General features: G+C 62.6%; 16 protein-coding genes and 3 tRNA genes. 8 read left to right on the top strand and 11 right to left on the bottom strand.

The genetic code is table 11. The annotated features are described in order from the left end of the window. Positions 1 to 568, top strand: a 568-nt coding sequence (locus ACKVEX_RS04885) for a MarR family winged helix-turn-helix transcriptional regulator (protein ID WP_473214566.1), incomplete at its 5' end; no start/stop codon positions are given. Between the two features lie 188 nt (positions 569 to 756). Here ACKVEX_RS04885 and gdhA read toward each other — a convergent pair. The 7 genes from gdhA to rfbB form a co-directional block, all read right to left on the bottom strand. Continuing rightward, positions 757 to 2,100 (bottom strand): NADP-specific glutamate dehydrogenase, encoded by a 1,344-nt coding sequence (gene gdhA, locus ACKVEX_RS04880; RefSeq protein WP_473214578.1) that lies wholly within the window; start codon positions 2,098 to 2,100, stop codon positions 757 to 759. A gap of 148 nt (positions 2,101 to 2,248) precedes the next feature. After that, a complete protein-coding gene (locus ACKVEX_RS04875) occupies positions 2,249 to 2,725 on the bottom strand; it encodes a hypothetical protein (RefSeq protein WP_473214565.1) in 477 nt (158 codons plus the stop codon). Positions 2,726 to 2,748: 23 nt separating this feature from the next. Then, complete coding sequence (locus ACKVEX_RS04870; RefSeq protein ID WP_473214564.1) at positions 2,749 to 5,562, bottom strand: AMP-binding protein; 2,814 nt, start codon at positions 5,560 to 5,562, stop codon at positions 2,749 to 2,751. Between the two features lie 92 nt (positions 5,563 to 5,654). Further along, positions 5,655 to 6,200: a dTDP-4-dehydrorhamnose 3,5-epimerase gene (rfbC, locus tag ACKVEX_RS04865; RefSeq protein WP_473214563.1), complete on the bottom strand. Its 546-nt coding sequence runs from the start codon at positions 6,198 to 6,200 to the stop codon at positions 5,655 to 5,657. Then, entirely contained in the window at positions 6,200 to 7,084 is an 885-nt protein-coding gene (gene rfbA, locus ACKVEX_RS04860) for a glucose-1-phosphate thymidylyltransferase RfbA (protein WP_473214562.1), read from the bottom strand. The genes rfbC and rfbA overlap by 1 nt, the downstream gene beginning before the upstream one ends. A gap of 12 nt (positions 7,085 to 7,096) precedes the next feature. Continuing rightward, positions 7,097 to 8,011, bottom strand: coding sequence for a dTDP-4-dehydrorhamnose reductase (rfbD, locus tag ACKVEX_RS04855; RefSeq protein WP_473214561.1), 915 nt, complete (start codon positions 8,009 to 8,011; stop codon positions 7,097 to 7,099). Continuing rightward, positions 8,008 to 9,081, bottom strand: a complete 1,074-nt coding sequence (rfbB, locus tag ACKVEX_RS04850) for a dTDP-glucose 4,6-dehydratase (protein WP_473214560.1) — start codon at positions 9,079 to 9,081, stop codon at positions 8,008 to 8,010. Before rfbB ends, rfbD begins: the two co-directional genes overlap by 4 nt. 241 nt (positions 9,082 to 9,322) lie before the next feature. On the opposite strand from rfbB, the gene ectA reads away from it, so the two are divergent. From ectA to thpD, 4 genes are read left to right on the top strand one after another with little or no spacing between them, the layout of a single operon-like run. Next, complete coding sequence (ectA, locus tag ACKVEX_RS04845; RefSeq protein ID WP_473214559.1) at positions 9,323 to 9,838, top strand: diaminobutyrate acetyltransferase; 516 nt, start codon at positions 9,323 to 9,325, stop codon at positions 9,836 to 9,838. 39 nt (positions 9,839 to 9,877) lie between these two features. Then, positions 9,878 to 11,143, top strand: coding sequence for a diaminobutyrate--2-oxoglutarate transaminase (ectB, locus tag ACKVEX_RS04840; protein WP_473214558.1), 1,266 nt, complete (start codon positions 9,878 to 9,880; stop codon positions 11,141 to 11,143). Positions 11,144 to 11,169: 26 nt separating this feature from the next. After that, a complete protein-coding gene (locus ACKVEX_RS04835; RefSeq protein ID WP_473214557.1) occupies positions 11,170 to 11,583 on the top strand; it encodes an ectoine synthase in 414 nt (137 codons plus the stop codon). Positions 11,584 to 11,624: 41 nt separating this feature from the next. Next, complete coding sequence (thpD, locus tag ACKVEX_RS04830; RefSeq protein WP_473214556.1) at positions 11,625 to 12,542, top strand: ectoine hydroxylase; 918 nt, start codon at positions 11,625 to 11,627, stop codon at positions 12,540 to 12,542. A gap of 57 nt (positions 12,543 to 12,599) precedes the next feature. Here thpD and dksA read toward each other — a convergent pair whose 3' ends face one another. Next, positions 12,600 to 13,028, bottom strand: a complete 429-nt coding sequence (gene dksA / locus ACKVEX_RS04825) for an RNA polymerase-binding protein DksA (protein WP_473214555.1) — start codon at positions 13,026 to 13,028, stop codon at positions 12,600 to 12,602. Positions 13,029 to 13,197: 169 nt separating this feature from the next. Between dksA and ACKVEX_RS04820 the strand changes: the two genes are divergently transcribed. The 3 genes from ACKVEX_RS04820 to ACKVEX_RS04810 all read left to right on the top strand — a co-directional run bounded on the left by ACKVEX_RS04820 (position 13,198) and on the right by ACKVEX_RS04810 (position 13,512). Beyond that, positions 13,198 to 13,274: transfer RNA gene (locus tag ACKVEX_RS04820), tRNA-Pro, on the top strand. Between the two features lie 25 nt (positions 13,275 to 13,299). Then, positions 13,300 to 13,376 (top strand) — tRNA-Arg (locus ACKVEX_RS04815). Positions 13,377 to 13,436: 60 nt separating this feature from the next. Next, positions 13,437 to 13,512 (top strand) — tRNA-His (locus ACKVEX_RS04810). Between the two features lie 220 nt (positions 13,513 to 13,732). On the opposite strand, the gene pnp is transcribed toward ACKVEX_RS04810, so the two are convergent. From pnp to truB, 3 genes are all read right to left on the bottom strand, one after another. Then, the gene (pnp, locus tag ACKVEX_RS04805; RefSeq protein WP_473214554.1) at positions 13,733 to 15,835 is read right to left on the bottom strand and encodes a polyribonucleotide nucleotidyltransferase; all 2,103 of its coding nucleotides are present in this window, start codon (positions 15,833 to 15,835) and stop codon (positions 13,733 to 13,735) included. A 173-nt stretch (positions 15,836 to 16,008) separates the two neighbouring features. After that, positions 16,009 to 16,278, bottom strand: a complete 270-nt coding sequence (gene rpsO, locus ACKVEX_RS04800; RefSeq protein ID WP_473214553.1) for a 30S ribosomal protein S15 — start codon at positions 16,276 to 16,278, stop codon at positions 16,009 to 16,011. A gap of 86 nt (positions 16,279 to 16,364) precedes the next feature. After that, positions 16,365 to 17,270: a tRNA pseudouridine(55) synthase TruB gene (gene truB / locus ACKVEX_RS04795; protein ID WP_473214552.1), complete on the bottom strand. Its 906-nt coding sequence runs from the start codon at positions 17,268 to 17,270 to the stop codon at positions 16,365 to 16,367.

Here is a 17,270-nt window from a genome sequence, read left to right as displayed (position 1 = left end):
CGCGGAATTGCAATCGATCAGCATCAACGCATTCACATTGCCGGATGCACACGACATGAATACAGCACGACCGGATCACGCGGAGATCGACCCGCCGGTGTCGGTGGATCACGAGACACGCGCCACTGCGGATGATCACGAAGCCCTGAGGCTGTGGTTGCGCATTCTCGCCTGCACCAACATGATCGAATCCGACTTGCGCACACGCCTGAGGCAGGGTTATGAGTGCACACTGCCGCGCTTCGATCTGATGGCTCAGCTGGATCGCCATCCCAAAGGCCTGAAGATGCGCGAGTTGTCCCGGCGTCTGATGGTCACCGGCGGAAACGTCACCGGTCTCACCGACAAGCTGGTCGAAGAAGGTCTGGTCGAGCGTCGTGAAGATCCGCGCGACCGCAGGGTCTATACGGTTCTGCTGACGACGGCCGGCAAGCGCCAGTTCAGGAAGATGGCGCAGGCACACGAACTCTGGGTCATCGAACTTTTCTCCGGTCTGGATAAGGACGAGAAAGGCCGCCTGTTCGATCTGCTGGGTAAGCTCAAGGCCCACCTCGTCCGTCCGTCCTGACCTGCGCTCGGGCGTCGACCGGGTTTGGCGAGAATCGATTCGCGCCGTTGGTTTCGCTCAGGGTCCCCGTGCGCCCTTCTTAGCAGCTCCGGTGCATACGCAGAGTTCGCCGCGTTGGTGCAAAAGCGCTGTTGCGTGCCCCCGGGCAGCACGGACGTTCCCCCGCCCGAGGCGCACCAGCGCTTCGGTCAGACCACACCCTGGGCCAGCATCGCGTCGGCGACCTTGACGAACCCGGCGACGTTCGCACCATCCGAATAGCTGACGCTGCCGTCCGGCCGCGTCCCGTACTCCAGACACATACTGTGGATGCCCTGCATGATCTCCAGCAGACGGTCATCGACCTCCTCGCGCGTCCACGACATGCGCATCGCGTTCTGGCTCATCTCGAGGCCCGACGTGGCGACCCCACCCGCGTTGCTCGCCTTGCCCGGTGCGTAGAGCACGCCCTTGTGTTCGAACACCTTGACCGCCTCGGCGTTGCACGGCATGTTCGCGCCTTCGGCCACGCACACGACGCCGTTCTCCACCAGCATACGGGCGTCCTTGCCGTCCAGCTCGTTCTGGGTGGCGCACGGCAGCGCGATGTCGACCGGCACATGCCACGGACGCATGCCGGGTTCGAATTTCAAACCGAGCCGTTCGGCGTATTCGCCTACACGTCCGTAATGGACGTTCTTGACATCCATCAGCACCGCGAGCTTCTCGGCGGTGAAACCCTCCTCGTCGATGACGGTACCGCTCGAGTCCGAGCAGGTCACGATCTTCGCACCCAGTTCCATTGCCTTCTCGATGGAATACTGCGAGACGTTGCCCGATCCCGACACCGCGACCCTCATGCCCTTCATCGAGCGTCCGGCGTGGCGTAGCATTTCCTCGGCAAAATACACGGTGCCGTATCCTGTCGCCTCCGGGCGGATCAGCGAACCGCCGAAGCTCAGGCCTTTGCCGGTGAACACGCAACTCGACTTGTTGGACAGTTTCTTCATCATGCCGGCCATGAAACCCACCTCACGGCCACCGACGCCGATATCGCCTGCAGGTACGTCGGTGTCCGATCCGATATGACGATACAGTTCGGTGATGAAGGACTGACAGAAACGCATCACTTCACGCGGGCTCTTGCCCTTCGGATCGAAATCCGAGCCGCCCTTGCCACCGCCCATCGGCAGCGTCGTCAGGGCGTTCTTGAAGGTCTGTTCGAACGCGAGAAATTTCAGCACCGACTGATTCACCGACGGATGAAATCTCAGTCCGCCCTTGTAGGGACCGATGGCCGAACTATGCTGGATCCGGTAGCCCCGATTCACGTGCACTTCACCACCATCGTCCATCCAGGACACGCGGAACTGGATGATCCTTTCCGGTTCGACCAGACGATCCAGCAGCCCATGTTCGGCATAACGCGGGTGCTCGGCGATGAAGGGCCAGAGGCTCTCCATGACCTCGGCGACAGCCTGAATGAACTCGGGCTGACCCGGGTTACGCTCTTCTACATAGGCAAGGAATTCTGCTAGATTCTGGTAGCGCATGGTGTTGGACATCCTTCGGAAAATCGATCGACAAGGTCACCGCACGAAACGGTGGGCCTGCAATTTTCCAGGATTTTCACAGGACTTGCACTACTTCAGTGCACATTGCGTCCGGTTCTGGTGCAATCAAGCATGCCCACAGCTGCGATCAGGGCCTGCGCGCGTCGAACTCGATCGCCAAGGACTCGCCGAGGCCGGTGAAGGTCTGCATGCTGAAACGCAGCACGTCCCCGTGAAGCTGCGCCGCGTACTGATGGACTCTTTCCTGCTGCTGATTGCCGATCCGCTCGCGACTGCGCACCAGAAAGCTTATCCGATCGTCCTCGAGGTGCGCCTGCTCGATGACACGACGCACGCCACGCAGGCTCGCGGTTCCCGACGCTTCGGTGCCGGTCAACCTGAACTCGAATCGTTCCGCGTGCCGCGTGCCGCGCTCGTATTCGACATCGGCCACCCATGTGCCAATGATGGCTGCGGCCTCGGGCTCCCAGGAACGGCTGACCAGAAGAAACAGACCAAGCACCACGAGCAGCGCCGTGGTCGCCGCACTGACCAGGTAAGGGGTCGGCCACTTGCGCTTCACTTCGGAAACGGCCACAGGCAGCGCGCGCTCATCGTCCGCCATCTATCGGTTCTCCTCATCTTCATTCAAAAGTGGTCGAGATGCGACTCGCCGCAGTCCTGCCCAATGATACGTCGGGTCTGGTCCCGCAGTGTGACCATGTCATGCCAGGTGTCGCCGGGCGGGAGAATGGGCTCGCCGATGGTCACGCGGATGGGACCGCGCCGCGGCCACCATGTGCCATCCCGCAGCACCTTGCGGGTGCCGGCCAGCGCAAGCGGCACGACCGGGAGCCCTCCACTCGCGGCGATGCGGAAGGCCCCGAGCCGGAAAGGACGCAGACCGGACTGCGCACTGAAGGTCCCCTCGCCGAAGAACAGCAGCGGCGGCCCGTCCTGCGCGACTGCGACCAGCGTTTCGACGTCCCGGAGACCCTTGCTGGACTCGAAGCGTTCCACGAACTGTGCGCCCAGGCGTCTGAAAAGCAGATGCAGGAAGCGGTTGCGCATGAATTCGGCCTTGGCGATGAAGCGGACCGGACGCGGCAGTACCGCCGCGACCACGAAGCCGTCGATGTAACTCGCGTGGTTCGACACCAACACGCAGCCGCCTGACGGCATTCGTTCCAATCCCTGGAGTTCGAGTCGGCAACCGGCCAGTCGCGCGAAGGTTCGCGCGAGCCGATGGCAGAGGCGCCAGCGGTTGTCGATGCCCGGCAGCGCAAGCATGCCGACCACGGCCGGCATCAACAGCAGCATGAACCAGCCCCATGTCCACACGCCGTAGATCCGGGAACCCAGCAGCGACAGCCCCTTTCCGAGCCGCCCGGCCAGACTGCTCAGGTACAGCCGCAGCGCCTGACGCCACGGCGGGGCCGTCGCCGCGCCAAGTCGGCCCTCCAAGTACGCGTCGCGCACCGCAGACCGGCGGATCTTGCCGCTGGACGTCTTCAACACCGCATGCGGCGGGACCAGCACGATGTCGTCCGGCGGTAACCCGAGCGTGTCTGCTGCAACCGACATGATCTGCCCTTCGATCCTGCCACGCTCGCGCGCGTGCTGCACCGCGGCCTCCGCGACGACCACTAGACGCTCGCCGCCATGTACGGCGTCGACCACCCCGAACACGGCGACACAGCCCTTGCGCACCCCGTCGAGCTCGCCGACCGCGAGTTCCAGATCGTAGGGATAGAAGTTGCGCCCGCCGCGGATGATCAAGTCCTTGGCCCGGCCGGTGATGTAGATCTCGCCTTCGGCAAGGTAGGCGTAATCGCCCGAATTCAGCCAGCCACGATCGAACAGCGACGCGTTCGCTTCCGGATTTCGGTGATAGCCACGCGTCGCGGACGGGCCCCGGAACTCGAGCAACCCCACGTGTCGTTCGGGCAGGTTCTCGCCCTTGTCGCCGACGACCCGCACCTCGTGTCCCGGCAGCGGCGGTCCACATGATACGAAGCGCAGCACCTCGTCCCCTTCTGCGGGCGCACGCGCGATCTGCTCGCGCGTGAATGCATCGCGCGCGACGAGATCGACCCGCATGCCACGGCCGGGCGGCGGAACCGCCAGGCCCACCGAACACTCCGCGAGGCCGTACACCGGCATCAGAATCTCGCGACGCAAGCCGTATTGTGCGAAAGTCCGCGCAAAACGGTCGAGCGTGTCCGGGCTCACCGGCTCCGCACCATTGGCCGCGAGCCGCCATGACGACAGATCCAACCCATCGAGATCACGCTCGGCCAGGCGCTTCACGCACAGTTCGTATGCAAAGTTGGGTGCGGCGGCGACGGTACCCCGATGGCGATGAATCGCCCACAGCCAGCGTTCGGGATGGGCCAGGAAGTCGAGCGGCGACATCAGCACCAGCGGCAACGCATGGTAGAGGCTTCCCATCCACGTTCCGATCAGCCCCATGTCGTGATAGAGCGGCAGCCAGCTGACGCACACGTCGGACGACGACAGTTCGGCCGCCTGGCCCCACGCAACGATGTTGGACAACAGATTGCGATGACTGAGGGCCACGCCTTTCGGCGCGCCGGTAGAGCCGGAAGTGTATTGAATCAAGGCCAGATCGTCCGCCGCTGGGCGCATCGGAATCCCCGGCTTCGCGGCGAGCAGTGCAGCCGGGGTGGTCAGCGTGCGCAGTGCGGGCGACAGACCGGTGAGCGCCTGCGCCAGCGAATGCACGCGTTCGAAGGTGATCAGGACCGGAGCTTCGCAGTTGGCGAGAATGCCGGCCTGTCGCCGCAGGTGCGCCTCGACCTGACTCGGACGCGCCGGAGGGTAGATCGGCACCGGAACGGCGCCGGCATACAGGATGCCGAAGAAGCAGCGGAAGAAATCCAGCCCGGAAGGAAGCATCATCGCAACACATTGGCCCGGTTCCACGCCGAGCGCGGCCAGTCCGGTCGCGACCCGCGCGGCAGCCGTGTGCAACGCCTCGTAGGTCAGCGTTTCGGTTTCGCCATCGCTGTCACCGGCATAGAAAACGACATGCTCGCGCCCGGCGTGGCGAGACACATGCCACTCCAGCACCTCCACCAGCGTCGCGGCCTGGAGCGGTTGTCCAGCGTCGACTGCTCCCGGCAGGCGGGATGAGGCGTGTGCGAGATCGACGGGCCCGGCGTGAGCGGCAGGCGCGGCGTGCTGCAGCGCCTGAAGCAGGTCGCGCGGGGTCTGCGCGGTATCGATCAGTTCCGCGGAGAGACCGACGCCGAAACGTTGCTCGACCCTGGCCAGCAGTTCGACCCGTGCGAGGCTGTCCAGGCCCAGATCCTTCTCGAGCGAGCTGTCCAGTGCAGGGCGAAGATGGCCGCCCTGGCGGACTTCGCGCACCAGTGAATCGACGACATCGAGCAATGTTTCCGGCAGTTGCTGCGGGGAATCGCCATTGGACTTGGACATGGCTTCACTTTGAACAGCGATCGCGTGATTTGCAAGCGGCGGCCGTCACCGCATCGGTCTGACCCGTTACCACGGGCCGGCTCGCGCGCAGCTCAGTCGAAGACCTCCGCGTCGCTCAGCCGCGCGCCCAGACGGTCCTTGCCGGACAGCGCCGGTTCGCCGTCGATCGGCCATTCGATACCCAGTTCGGCATCGTTCCAGGCGATGCAGCGCTCATGTTCGGGTGCGTAGTAGTCGGTGGTCTTGTACAGAAAATCCGCCGTTTCGCTCAGCACCACGAACCCATGCGCGAATCCGGGCGGAACCCACAGTTCCAGCTTGTTGTGCTCCGACAGTTCCTGGCCGACCCAGCGTCCGAACGTGGTCGAGCTGCGTCGCAGATCCACCGCGACGTCGAACACCCGGCCCTGCACGCAGCGCACCAGCTTGCCCTGCGCCTGCCGGACCTGATAGTGCAGGCCGCGCAGCACATTGCGCGCCGAGCGGGAATGGTTGTCCTGCACGAACTCCAGATCGAGCCCGGTCGCTTCGCGAAAGGCTCGTGCGTTGAAGCTCTCGAGAAAGAAGCCGCGCTCGTCACCGAACACCCTGGGCTCGAGCACGAGGACGTCGGGTATCGCGGTCATGTGGATCTTCATCAGAAGACCCGTTCGTCCAGCAGCCGCAGCAGATAGCGGCCATAGCCGTTCTTCATCAGAGGCTCGGCCAGAGCCTGCACCTGCCCGGCGTCTATCCATCCCGTCCGCCACGCGATCTCCTCCGGACAGGCGATCTTCAGCCCCTGACGTTTCTCGATCGTCTGGATGAACAGGCTCGCCTCCAGCAGACTCTCGTGCGTGCCGGTATCGAGCCACGCGTGCCCGCGGCCCATGACCTGCACGTCGAGCTCGCCCCATTCGAGGTACTGACGATTGACGTCGGTGATCTCGAGCTCTCCGCGCGGGCTCGGCCTGAGCCCCTTCGCGATGTCGACGACCCGATGATCATAGAAATAGAGGCCGGTCACCGCATAGCGGCTCTTGGGTTGCATGGGCTTCTCCTCCAGACTGACCGCCCTGCCCTGCGCGTCGAACTCGACCACGCCGTAGCGCTCCGGATCATGGACCGGGTACGCGAACACCGTCGCACCGTCGGCACGCATGCCGGCAGCCTTCAGATCACCGGCGAATTCGTGGCCGTAGAACAGGTTGTCCCCCAGGATCAGGGCCGAGGGCGCGTCCCCGACGAACGACTCGCCGATGAGGAAGGCCTGCGCGAGACCGTCCGGACTGGGCTGGACCGCATAACTCAGCGACAAACCCCAGCGCCCACCATCGCCGAGTAATTGGCGAAAACGCGGCGTGTCGTCCGGCGTCGAGATGATCAGAATCTCGCGGATGCCGGCCAGCATCAGCGTAGACAGCGGATAGTAGATCATCGGTTTGTCGTAGACCGGCAGCAGTTGCTTGGAGACGGCGAGGGTCGCCGGATGCAGCCGTGTGCCGGAACCGCCGGCGAGGATGATGCCCTTGCGCACTGTCATGATCGTGAAATCTCAGGTTCGTTGGTCGCCCGCATCGGACGTGATGATCTCGTCGAGCATGCGCTCGACGCCGACCCGCCAGTCCGGCAGGGTCAGGCCGAACGTGTCGCGCAATCGTCGCGTGTCCAGCCGGGAATTCAGCGGCCGGGGGGCCGGCGTCGGCCACGCGCTGGTCGCCACGGGTACGACTTCCTGTACCGCAAGACGCAGGCCCTTTCGTGCCGCGATGTCGAACACCAGCAGCGCATAATCGTGCCAGCTCGTCTCGCCCGCCGCCGCCAGATGGTAGGTACCGCCCACTGCGTGACCGAGCGCCAGCGTGCGCAGCGCATGCGCGGTGACGTCCGCGATCAGTTCCGCCCCGGAGGGCGCGCCAATCTGGTCCGACACCACCTGAAGGCGCGCGCGATCGGCTGCCAGACGCAGCATCGTGCGCGCAAAGTTGCCGCCGCGCGCCGAGTACACCCAGGACGTACGAAACAGCAGATGACGACATCCGGACGCACGGATCCCCTGCTCGCCGGCAAGCTTGGTTCTCCCGTAGACCGACAGCGGCACCGTCGGGTCTTCCTCCTGCCACGCACGCACTCCGCTGCCGTCGAACACGTAGTCGGTCGAGTAATGCACCAGCACCGCATCGCGGTAGGCGCACCACCCGGCGATCATACCCGGCGCATCGCCGTTGATCGTTTGAGCGAGATCGGACTCGGCCTCGGCGCGATCCACCGCGGTGTGGGCGGCAGCATTCACGACGACATCGGGCCGCACGGCATCGAGGGTCGCTCGGAGAGCGCCCGGTCGCGACAGGTCACCGCACAGGCCGGATGCAGGCTCACGGCCGAGCGCGACCAGTTCTCCCAGCGGAGCCAGCGCGCGCTGCAGTTCCCAGCCGACCTGTCCGTTCGCACCCAGCAGCAGTATCTTCACGGACTCACTCCGCCTGCGTCGCCGTAGTGCTTGGCGACCCAGTCGCGGTACGCGCCACTTTGCACGTTGGCGACCCATTCGGAGTGGCCCAGATACCACTCGACGGTCTTGCGGATGCCGCTCGCGAAGGTCTCGGCGGGTCGCCAGCCGAGTTCCCGTTCGATCTTGCGCGCGTCGATCGCATAGCGGCGATCATGACCGGGACGGTCGGTCACATGCGTGACGAGCCGGGCACGGCTACCCGCCGGATCCGGCCTCAGATCGTCGAGCATCGCGCACAAGGTGTGGACGATTTCGAGATTGGTCATCTCGTTCCAGCCACCCACGTTGTAGGTCTCGCCGACCCGACCGCGTGCAAGCACTTCCCTGATCGCCGCGCAATGGTCGCCGACATAGAGCCAGTCTCGCACGTTTCGGCCGTCACCGTAGATCGGCAGGGGCCGGCCGGCAAGGGCATTGACGATCATCAGTGGAATCAGCTTCTCCGGAAACTGGTAGGGACCGTAGTTATTGGAGCAGTTGGTCGTGACCACAGGCAGGCCGTAGGTGTGATGCCAGGCCCGCACCAGGTGATCGCTGGCCGCCTTGCTTGCCGAGTAGGGACTGTTGGGTTCGTAGGCCCGGGTTTCCACGAACGGCGGATCCTCGGGCGCAAGGGAGCCATAGACCTCGTCCGTGCTGACATGCAGGAAGCGAAAGGATTGCCGCTCCTCGTTCGACAGCCGGGACCAGTAGGCACGCGTGGCCTCCAGCAGTGTGAAGGTGCCCTCGACGTTCGTGCGCACGAACGCCCCCGGGCCGTGAATCGAACGATCGACGTGACTCTCGGCCGCGAAATGCACGATGGCACGCGGCCTGTGCTGCGCGAGCAACGCGTCGACACCAGTCCGATCACAGATGTCGCCACGCACAAAAATATGACGTGGGTCGCCCCCCAGGGAAGCCAGGCTCTCGAGGTTGCCCGCGTACGTCAGCACATCCAGATTGACCACCGGTTCATCGTCGCGCGCGAGCCAGTCCAAAACGAAATTCGCGCCGATGAACCCGGCGCCCCCGGTGACGAAAATCATGGATCAACTCCAGGCAAGGATCTGGCAGCCGCAACCTCGAACGGCTTCGATCACGCCAGACGCAGCGCATTGTCCTATCAACATGCGCGCGGTGGCAAGTTGAAGTGATGGGCCAGACATGTTAAGGTAAAAAGCTATTCAATTTGTACAAAACTAGTTTGGCGCATAATTTTACGGATCGATCCCAGAGAGTTCCAGGAAGCACGACGGACCGCCGGACCGTTTTGTCTCCAGGAGCCCGATGAACAAGCCCGATCAAATCAGCTTCAGAGCGGCAAACCGCGAGGACGGCGCAAATCTGTGGCGTCTGGTGCAGTCGGCCGGTACCCTCGAACTGAATTCCGCCTATTTCTATCTGCTGTTGGCGAACGATTTCGGTGATTCGTGCCTGGTTGCCGAGCGAGGTGACCGGATCGTCGGCACGGTCATCGGATATCGTCCGCCGCGCGACCCCGAGACCGCCTTCGTGTGGCAAATCGGCCTCGCCCCGAACATGCAGGGTCAGGGCCTCGGAACGCGGATGCTGTCCGAGTGGCTGAACCTCGCGGGCAACCGCGACGCCCGCTGGTTGACTGCGACCGTCGCCGAAGACAATGAGCCATCCCGACGCCTGTTCACTGGTTTTGCCCGGCACCTTGGCGTCGACTGCGATATATCCGAGCATTTCACGACGGCGATGTTCCCGGATCCCCATCCGGCGGAACAGCTGTTTCGCATCGGCCCGCTTCCACCCCCGACGCGCACGGGCGATGCCTGAACTTCGATAGACCATTGATCCACTGAGGGAGACCACGACATGAACATCTTCGAACAGTACGAATCCGAAGTCCGCGGTTACTGCCGAAACTTTCCGGCCCTTTTCGACACCGCGAAGGGCGCCTGGATGACGACCACCGAAGGCCGGAAATACCTCGACTTTTTCGCCGGCGCGGGTGTGCTCAACTACGGGCACAATCCGGACCGGTTGAAGGAGGCCTTGATCGACTACATCGCGCGCGACGGCATCACGCACACGCTCGACATGTACAGTGTCGCCAAAGAGCGCTTCATCGAGGAATTCCAGCGCACCATCCTGGCGCCTCGGGGACTGAACTACAAGTTCCAGTTTCCCGGGCCGACCGGCACGAATGCGGTCGAGGCCGCGCTGAAACTGGCACGCAAGGTGACCGGCCGCGAGCGCGTGGTGAGTTTCACCAATGCATTCCACGGCATGACCCTCGGCTCGCTGTCGGTGACGGGCAACGGCTTCAAGCGGGCCGGTGCGGGCGTTCCGCTCAATCACACGATGTCGGTCCCGTTCGACGGTTACATGGGCCGGGACACGGACACGCTCGACTATCTCGAGGCGATGCTGATCGATGACGGCAGTGGACTGGATACGCCGGCGGCGGTCATTGTCGAGACGGTCCAGGCCGAAGGCGGGGTCAATGTCGCCTCCATGCAATGGTTGCAGCGGCTGCGCGAGATCACGCGCAAGCACGAGATTCTGCTGATCGTCGACGACATCCAGGTCGGTTGCGGGCGCACCGGCGCCTTCTTCAGTTTCGAGGCGGCCGGCATCGAACCGGATATCGTGACGTTGTCGAAATCCCTGTCGGGCTACGGGCTTCCGTTCGCACTCGTGCTGTTCAAGCCCGAACACGACCAGTGGGCGCCTGGCGAGCACAACGGCACGTTTCGCGGTCATTGCCCCGCTTTCGTCACGGCGACGGCAGCGCTGGGTTTCTGGAAGGATGGCTGGCTGGAGAAATCGGTGCAGTCCAAGGGAAGGCTCGCGATCGATCGCCTGAAACGGATCGTCAAGAACCTTGGCGTCAAGGCCGAAGTGCGCGGTCGCGGTCTGATCCTCGGCGTCGCGTTCGAGGACCAGGCGCTGGCCGCTCGGGTCTCGGCGGCCTGCTTCGAGCGCGGGCTCATCATCGAGACGGCCGGCATCAACGATGAAGTGCTTAAACTGCTTCCCAGCCTGACCATCAGCGAGGAGGAATTGCTTAAGGGGCTGGACACGATCGAAGCCGGCCTGAAGGCCGTGATGAAGGGTGACGCGCTGAGCGCGGCTTGACGTCAACCCAAAGGAGAAAGACAGCAATGATCGTAAAACACCTGAACGACCTGCTCGGCACTTCGGCCGAGGTCGACACCCCCGGCTGGACCAGCCGCCGTTTCATTCTCAAGGGCGATGGCATGGGCTATTCGGTGCATGACACGCTGATCAAGGCCGGCGCCGCACTCGAGATGGAATACAGAAACCATCTGGAGACGGTGTACTGCATCGACGGCGAGGGTGAAATCGAGGATCTCGGAACGGGTCTGACTCATTCGATTCGCGCCGGGACCCTGTATGCGCTCGATCGCCACGACCGGCATGTCCTGCGTGCCAACAAAGGGTCGCCCATGCGGATGGTCTGCGTCTTCAATCCGCCGTTGAGCGGACTGGAGGTACATGACGAAACCGGCGCCTATCCCCTGGACGCATGTGAGGCCCTATCCCCGTCCGCCTGAATGGAGGACTGGATCCACTTCAGCATTGCCATGGTTTGAAAATGAATATCGCAGCCTACGAGGACTTTTCTGCTCAGGATCCCTATCCAACCCGTCTCGATGAAAAGGGTTTCCTTACACCCCGGCGAGATCCGGTCGTCTATGGCCATCCGCCGGACGGCCCGTTGAGTGCAGTACAACTCGCCGCCTATGATCAGAACGGCTATCTCAGCCTGGAGCAACTGTTCGACGAAAAGGAACTGTCATCCCATATCGCGGAACTGGATCGCTTGCGAAGCAGTTCCGAGGTCAGACGGGAGGTCGAATCGGTTCTGGAGCCCGGCAGCAACGCACTCCGCTCCTTATTTGCCATCCACAAACGAAACGGCCCGCTGGCGAAACTGTGCCGGCACCCGAAGATCGTTGCGATCGCAACGCAGATACTGGGTGGCCAGGTCTATATTCATCAGTCGAGGGTGAACTACAAACCCGGTTTCACGGGCAAGGAGTTCTACTGGCACTCGGATTTCGAAACCTGGCACGCGGAGGACGGCGTCCCGGCAATGCGCATGCTGAGTTGCTCGATCAGCCTGACTCCCAACACTCCGCACAATGGTCCACTGATGATCGTGCCCGGATCGCACAAACAGTTCTTGGCCTGTCAGGGCAAGACCCCCGAGAACAACTTCGTCACCTCGCTGAGGCGTCAGAAAATCGGTGTTCCCGATGAACTGCATCTGGCCCGGATGGTGGAGCAGAACGGAATCATCAGCCCGCTCGGCGGAATCGGATCGGTCACCTTTTTTGACTGTAACGTCATGCACGGATCCAATTCGAACATCACGCCGCAGCCCAGGAGCAATGTATTCGTGGTGTTCAACAGCATCGAGAACACACCGGTCGCCCCTTACTGTGGCCAAGCGCCACGACCGCCGCATGTGGCCGAACGGCACGATTTCACACCGCTCCGTATCAAATGAGACTTTACTGGATTTCGATGCGAGAGATGATGGTCGGTCGGAAGGGGCTACCCGACCCTATTTGGCCATCTGGCGCTCGCGGATCTCCTCCAGCGTCTTGCAGTCGATGCAAAGGGTGGCGGTGGGACGCGCCTCGAGCCGCTTGAGCCCGATCTCCACGCCGCAGCTGTCGCAGTACCCATACTCGCCAGCTTTGATCCGCTCCAGCGTCTCGTTGATCTTCTTGATCAGTTTTCTCTCACGGTCACGATTGCGAAGCTCGAGGGCGATGTCCGACTCCTGGCTGGCGCGATCGTTCGGGTCGGCGAACACGGTCGCCTCGTCCTGCATCGCATGCACCGTGCGTTCGATGTCTGCCATCATCTCCCGGCGTGCGGCCTCCAGAATCTCCCGGAAGTGGTTCAACTGCTTTTCATTCATGTATTCCTCGCCGTCCGCGGGAACATACGGTGAAAAGGTCTTGTTCTGCAGCGTGTCTTCGGACATGCTCGGGTTCCGGTTATCGATCGCGAAGCGAACTTTTAACAGAATCCGTTGGGGTCAGCAAGACTTTCGAATCCCCCGTCGGGCCGAGCGCGGGGGCAAGGCCAGTCGTCTGAAAAATTCCAAATCATGTTTGACGCAGCCCCGACTGCTGTGTAATATTCGCGGCTCTCGGGGTGTAGCGCAGTCCGGTAGCGCGCTTGCTTTGGGAGCAAGATGTCGGGGGTTCGAATCCCTCCACCCCGACCAGCTCGCCCCGTTTGCCCACGGTTTTCTGCCCGTAGCTCAACTGGATAGAGCACCGGCCTTCTAAGCCGGGGGTTACAGGTTCGATTCCTGTCGGGCAGGCCAAAAAAGGCTCGAGAAAAGGTTTTTGGCTCGCAGTGAGCAGTCACTGCGGTCCTGAAAGTGGCGGCATTAGCTCAGTTGGTAGAGCACTGGATTGTGGCTCCAGTTGTCACCGGTTCGATCCCGGTATGTCGCCCCACTCATTCGATGCATGAGCGTACAACAACAGCAACAATCAAGAATAATACAAAAGCATTAGCGTGAAACCCGCCCTGATCCGGCGGGTTTTTTTTCGGGCATCGCAACGACGAACAGCCCTGACGAAAACGCCCCGCAGTGCGGGGCGTCGCTGATCATGAAACTGGCCTCGGAACGCGACTGTGGGCGTTGCAGCCCAAGCGGCGTCCCGTGCCGGCGCTTTACTCGGCAGCCTGTTGCTCGAGCAAGGCCTTCATGCTGAGCTTGATCTTGCCACGGTCGTCGGTCTCGAGAACCTTCACCCTCACGGCCTGACCCTCTTTCAGATAATCGCTTACGGCGTTGACCCGCTCGTTCGCAATCTGGGAGATGTGCAGCAGACCGTCCTTGCCGGGGAGAATATTCACGATCGCGCCGAAGTCGAGCAGACGCACGACCGTGCCCTCATAGACCTTGCCAACCTCGGCTTCCGCCGTGATGCCCTCGATGCGCGTCTTGGCCAGCTGGGCGCCTTCCGAACTGACGCAGGAGATCGTGATGTTGCCGTCGTCGTTGATCTCTATGATCGCGCCGGTTTCATCCTGCAGACCCCGGATCACCGCGCCACCCTTGCCGATCACGTCGCGGATCTTCTCCGGGTTGATCTTCATCGTGATCATGCGCGGCGCGAACTCGGAAACCTCGCCGCGATGAGATGCCAGCGCCTGCTTCATCTGCTGAAGGATGTGCAGTCGACCTTCACCGGCCTGCGCTAGCGCGACCTGCATGATCTCCTTCGTGATACCCTGGATCTTGATGTCCATCTGCAGAGCGGTCACACCGTTCTCGGTCCCTGCAACCTTGAAGTCCATGTCGCCGAGATGATCCTCGTCACCCAGGATATCGGTCAGCACCGCAAAGCGATTGCCGTCAAGGATCAGGCCCATCGCAATACCGGCTACATGCGCTTTCAGCGGCACGCCGGCATCCATCATCGCGAGCGACCCGCCGCACACTGAGGCCATGGAACTGGAGCCGTTCGATTCGGTGATCTCGGATACGACCCGAATGGTGTAGCTGAAATCCTCGCCATCGGGCAGCGCGGCGGCCAGTGCACGCTTGGCCAGGCGTCCGTGGCCGACTTCGCGGCGTTTGGTCACGCCCATCCGGCCGGTCTCGCCGGTGCAGAACGGCGGGAAGTTGTAATGTAGCAGGAAGTTTTCGCGATACTCACCACCGATCGCATCCACGATCTGTTCGTCGCGACCCGTTCCGAGCGTCGCGATGACCAGTGCCTGGGTTTCGCCGCGTGTGAACAGGGCCGATCCATGGGTACGAGGCAGCAGGCCGACGCGGATGTCGATCGGTCGGACCGTGCGGGTATCGCGCCCGTCGATACGCGGTTCGCCGTTCAGGATGCGGCTGCGAACGATACCGGCCTCGAGCTCGTGAAAGATATCCTTGAGTTCGTTGGAGGACGGGGGTTCTTCACTCGCGTCGGTGATCGCGGCGATGGTTCTGCTGCGGATTTCGCTGATCCGCTGGCTGCGTTCCTGCTTGCTCGTGATGCTGAACGCGGCCTCGAGATCGGAACCGGCAAGTTCCTGAATGCGCGCGATCACAGCCTCGTTCCGGGCCGGCGGCTGCCAGTCCCATTCTGGCTTTCCGGCTGCAACAACCAGTTCGTTGATCGCATTGATCGCGGCTTGCAGGTGCTGGTGGCCGAACACGACCGACCCGAGCATGACTTCTTCCGACAACTCCTTGGCTTCGGATTCGACCATCAAGACCGCGGAGGCCGTTCCGGCCACCACGAGGTTGAGTTCGCTGGTCAGCAGTTGGCTGGCAGTCGGATTCAGTATGTACTCGCCGTTCTGATAGCCGACCCGGCATGCGCCGATCGGGCCATCGAAGGGCACGCCGGAGATGGCCAGCGCAGCCGACGCACCGATCATCGCCGGGATGTCGGAATCGATCTCCGGGTTCAGCGACAGCACCGTGACGACGACCTGCACCTCGTTGTAGAAACCGTCCGGAAAGAGCGGACGGATCGGACGGTCGATCAGACGGCAGGTCAGCGTCTCCTTCTCGGTCGGCCTGCCCTCGCGCTTGAAGAAGCCTCCCGGGATACGACCAGCGGCATAGAACTTCTCTACGTAATCGACCGTCAGCGGGAGGAAGTCCTGCCCGGGCTTCGCGCTCTTTGCGGCAACCACGGTGGCCAGCACGACGGTGTCGTCCATGTTCACGATGACGGCACCGCCGGCCTGCCGGGCGATCTCGCCGGTTTCCAGGGTCACGGTATGGGCGCCGTATGCAAACGTTTTCTTGATTGAATGAGGCAAGATGAATTCCTTTAGGTTTAGGCAGCGAAATACAACTGCACGATGGTACGGAGCCGTCAGCGCAAAGAATAAAGCCGGCGGGACCCATGGACGGGCCCTACCGGCTTGTAGTCGCTCAGGGAGCCTTGCTTGGCGCTGCGGGGTTCGACATCAGTGTCGATGAAACCGACAGCTTACTTGCGCAGGCCCAGGCGCTCGATCAGGTTTCGGTAGCTATCGGCGTTCTTTCCCTTCAGATAGTCGAGCAACTTGCGACGCTGGCTGACCATCTTCAACAGCCCGCGACGCGAATGGTGATCCTTCGCATTGGCCTTGAAATGGCCTGTCAGGCCGTTGATGCGGGCGGTGAGCAGCGCGACCTGAACTTCCGGAGATCCGGTGTCACCCTGGGAGCGCTGAAAGTCCTGAACGATCTGCGACTTTTGTGCGGTATCGAGAGCCATGTGGTTATTTACTCGTGTGAATCTTCTGATTTGAAGCGCGTAATTATATCCAACGCACAGCATAAAACTCAATCACTTCGGCCCAATTAGCTGCAGGCCGCAGAAGCGACGAGACGTTTTGGCGACAACTCCCCATCCGGACGAAACTCCCCTAGCCCGAGAAAGCGCGTGTCACCGTAAAGACGGACCAGTCCGGCCGAACCGCTGACGTTCTTCAGCGACTGGCCGTACAGGATGGCCCGGGTCTGCTCCGCATCGAGCGCGAACTGCGGCAGATGCCGCACCAGCGCATCCACAGGTGCGAGCATCGCATCGCGCTCATCCAGCGACGCCGCATCGAGATCGGTCATCGACACCGCCTGCCCGATCCGGAACGGCCCGATGCGCGTACGGCGCAAGGCCGACAGATGCGCGCCACAGCCCAGCGCCGCGCCGATGTCCATGGCCAGGGTCCGGATATATGTTCCCTTGCTGCAGGCGACCCGGATCACGCAGGTCGCCCCACCGAACTGGAGGAGTTCGAGGCTGTGAATGCGCACGCGTCTCGGGGTTCGTTCGACCTCGATCCCGGCCCTGGCGTATTCGTACAGCGGCTTGCCATCGCGCTTGAGCGCCGAGTACATCGGTGGAATCTGCTCGATCTCGCCGACGAACCCCGTCAATACCCGCCCGAGCGAATCGCCTTCGACAACCCCCTCGGCGACGGCGATGCTCTTACCGTCGGCATCGCCGGTATCGGTTTCCACGCCGAACACCAGCGTCGCCTCGTAGGTCTTGTCGGCATCGAGCAGCATCTGCGAGAACTTGGTGGCCTCGCCAAAGGTCAATGGCAAAAGCCCGGTCGCCATCGGATCGAGCGTTCCGGTGTGCCCCGCCTTGGCGGCATTGAGCATTCGTCGGCACCTTTGCAGCGCAGTGTTCGACGTCATGCCCGCGGGCTTGTCGAGCAACAGGACTCCATCGACCTGGCGACGCTGAATCCTCCGCTGCAT

Origin of the sequence: Denitraticella aggregata (assembly GCF_048158365.1) — a bacterium.
Lineage (GTDB): Bacteria > Pseudomonadota > Gammaproteobacteria > Burkholderiales > Rhodocyclaceae > Azoarcus_F.
This window is presented reverse-complemented; position numbering and strand designations above follow the sequence as displayed.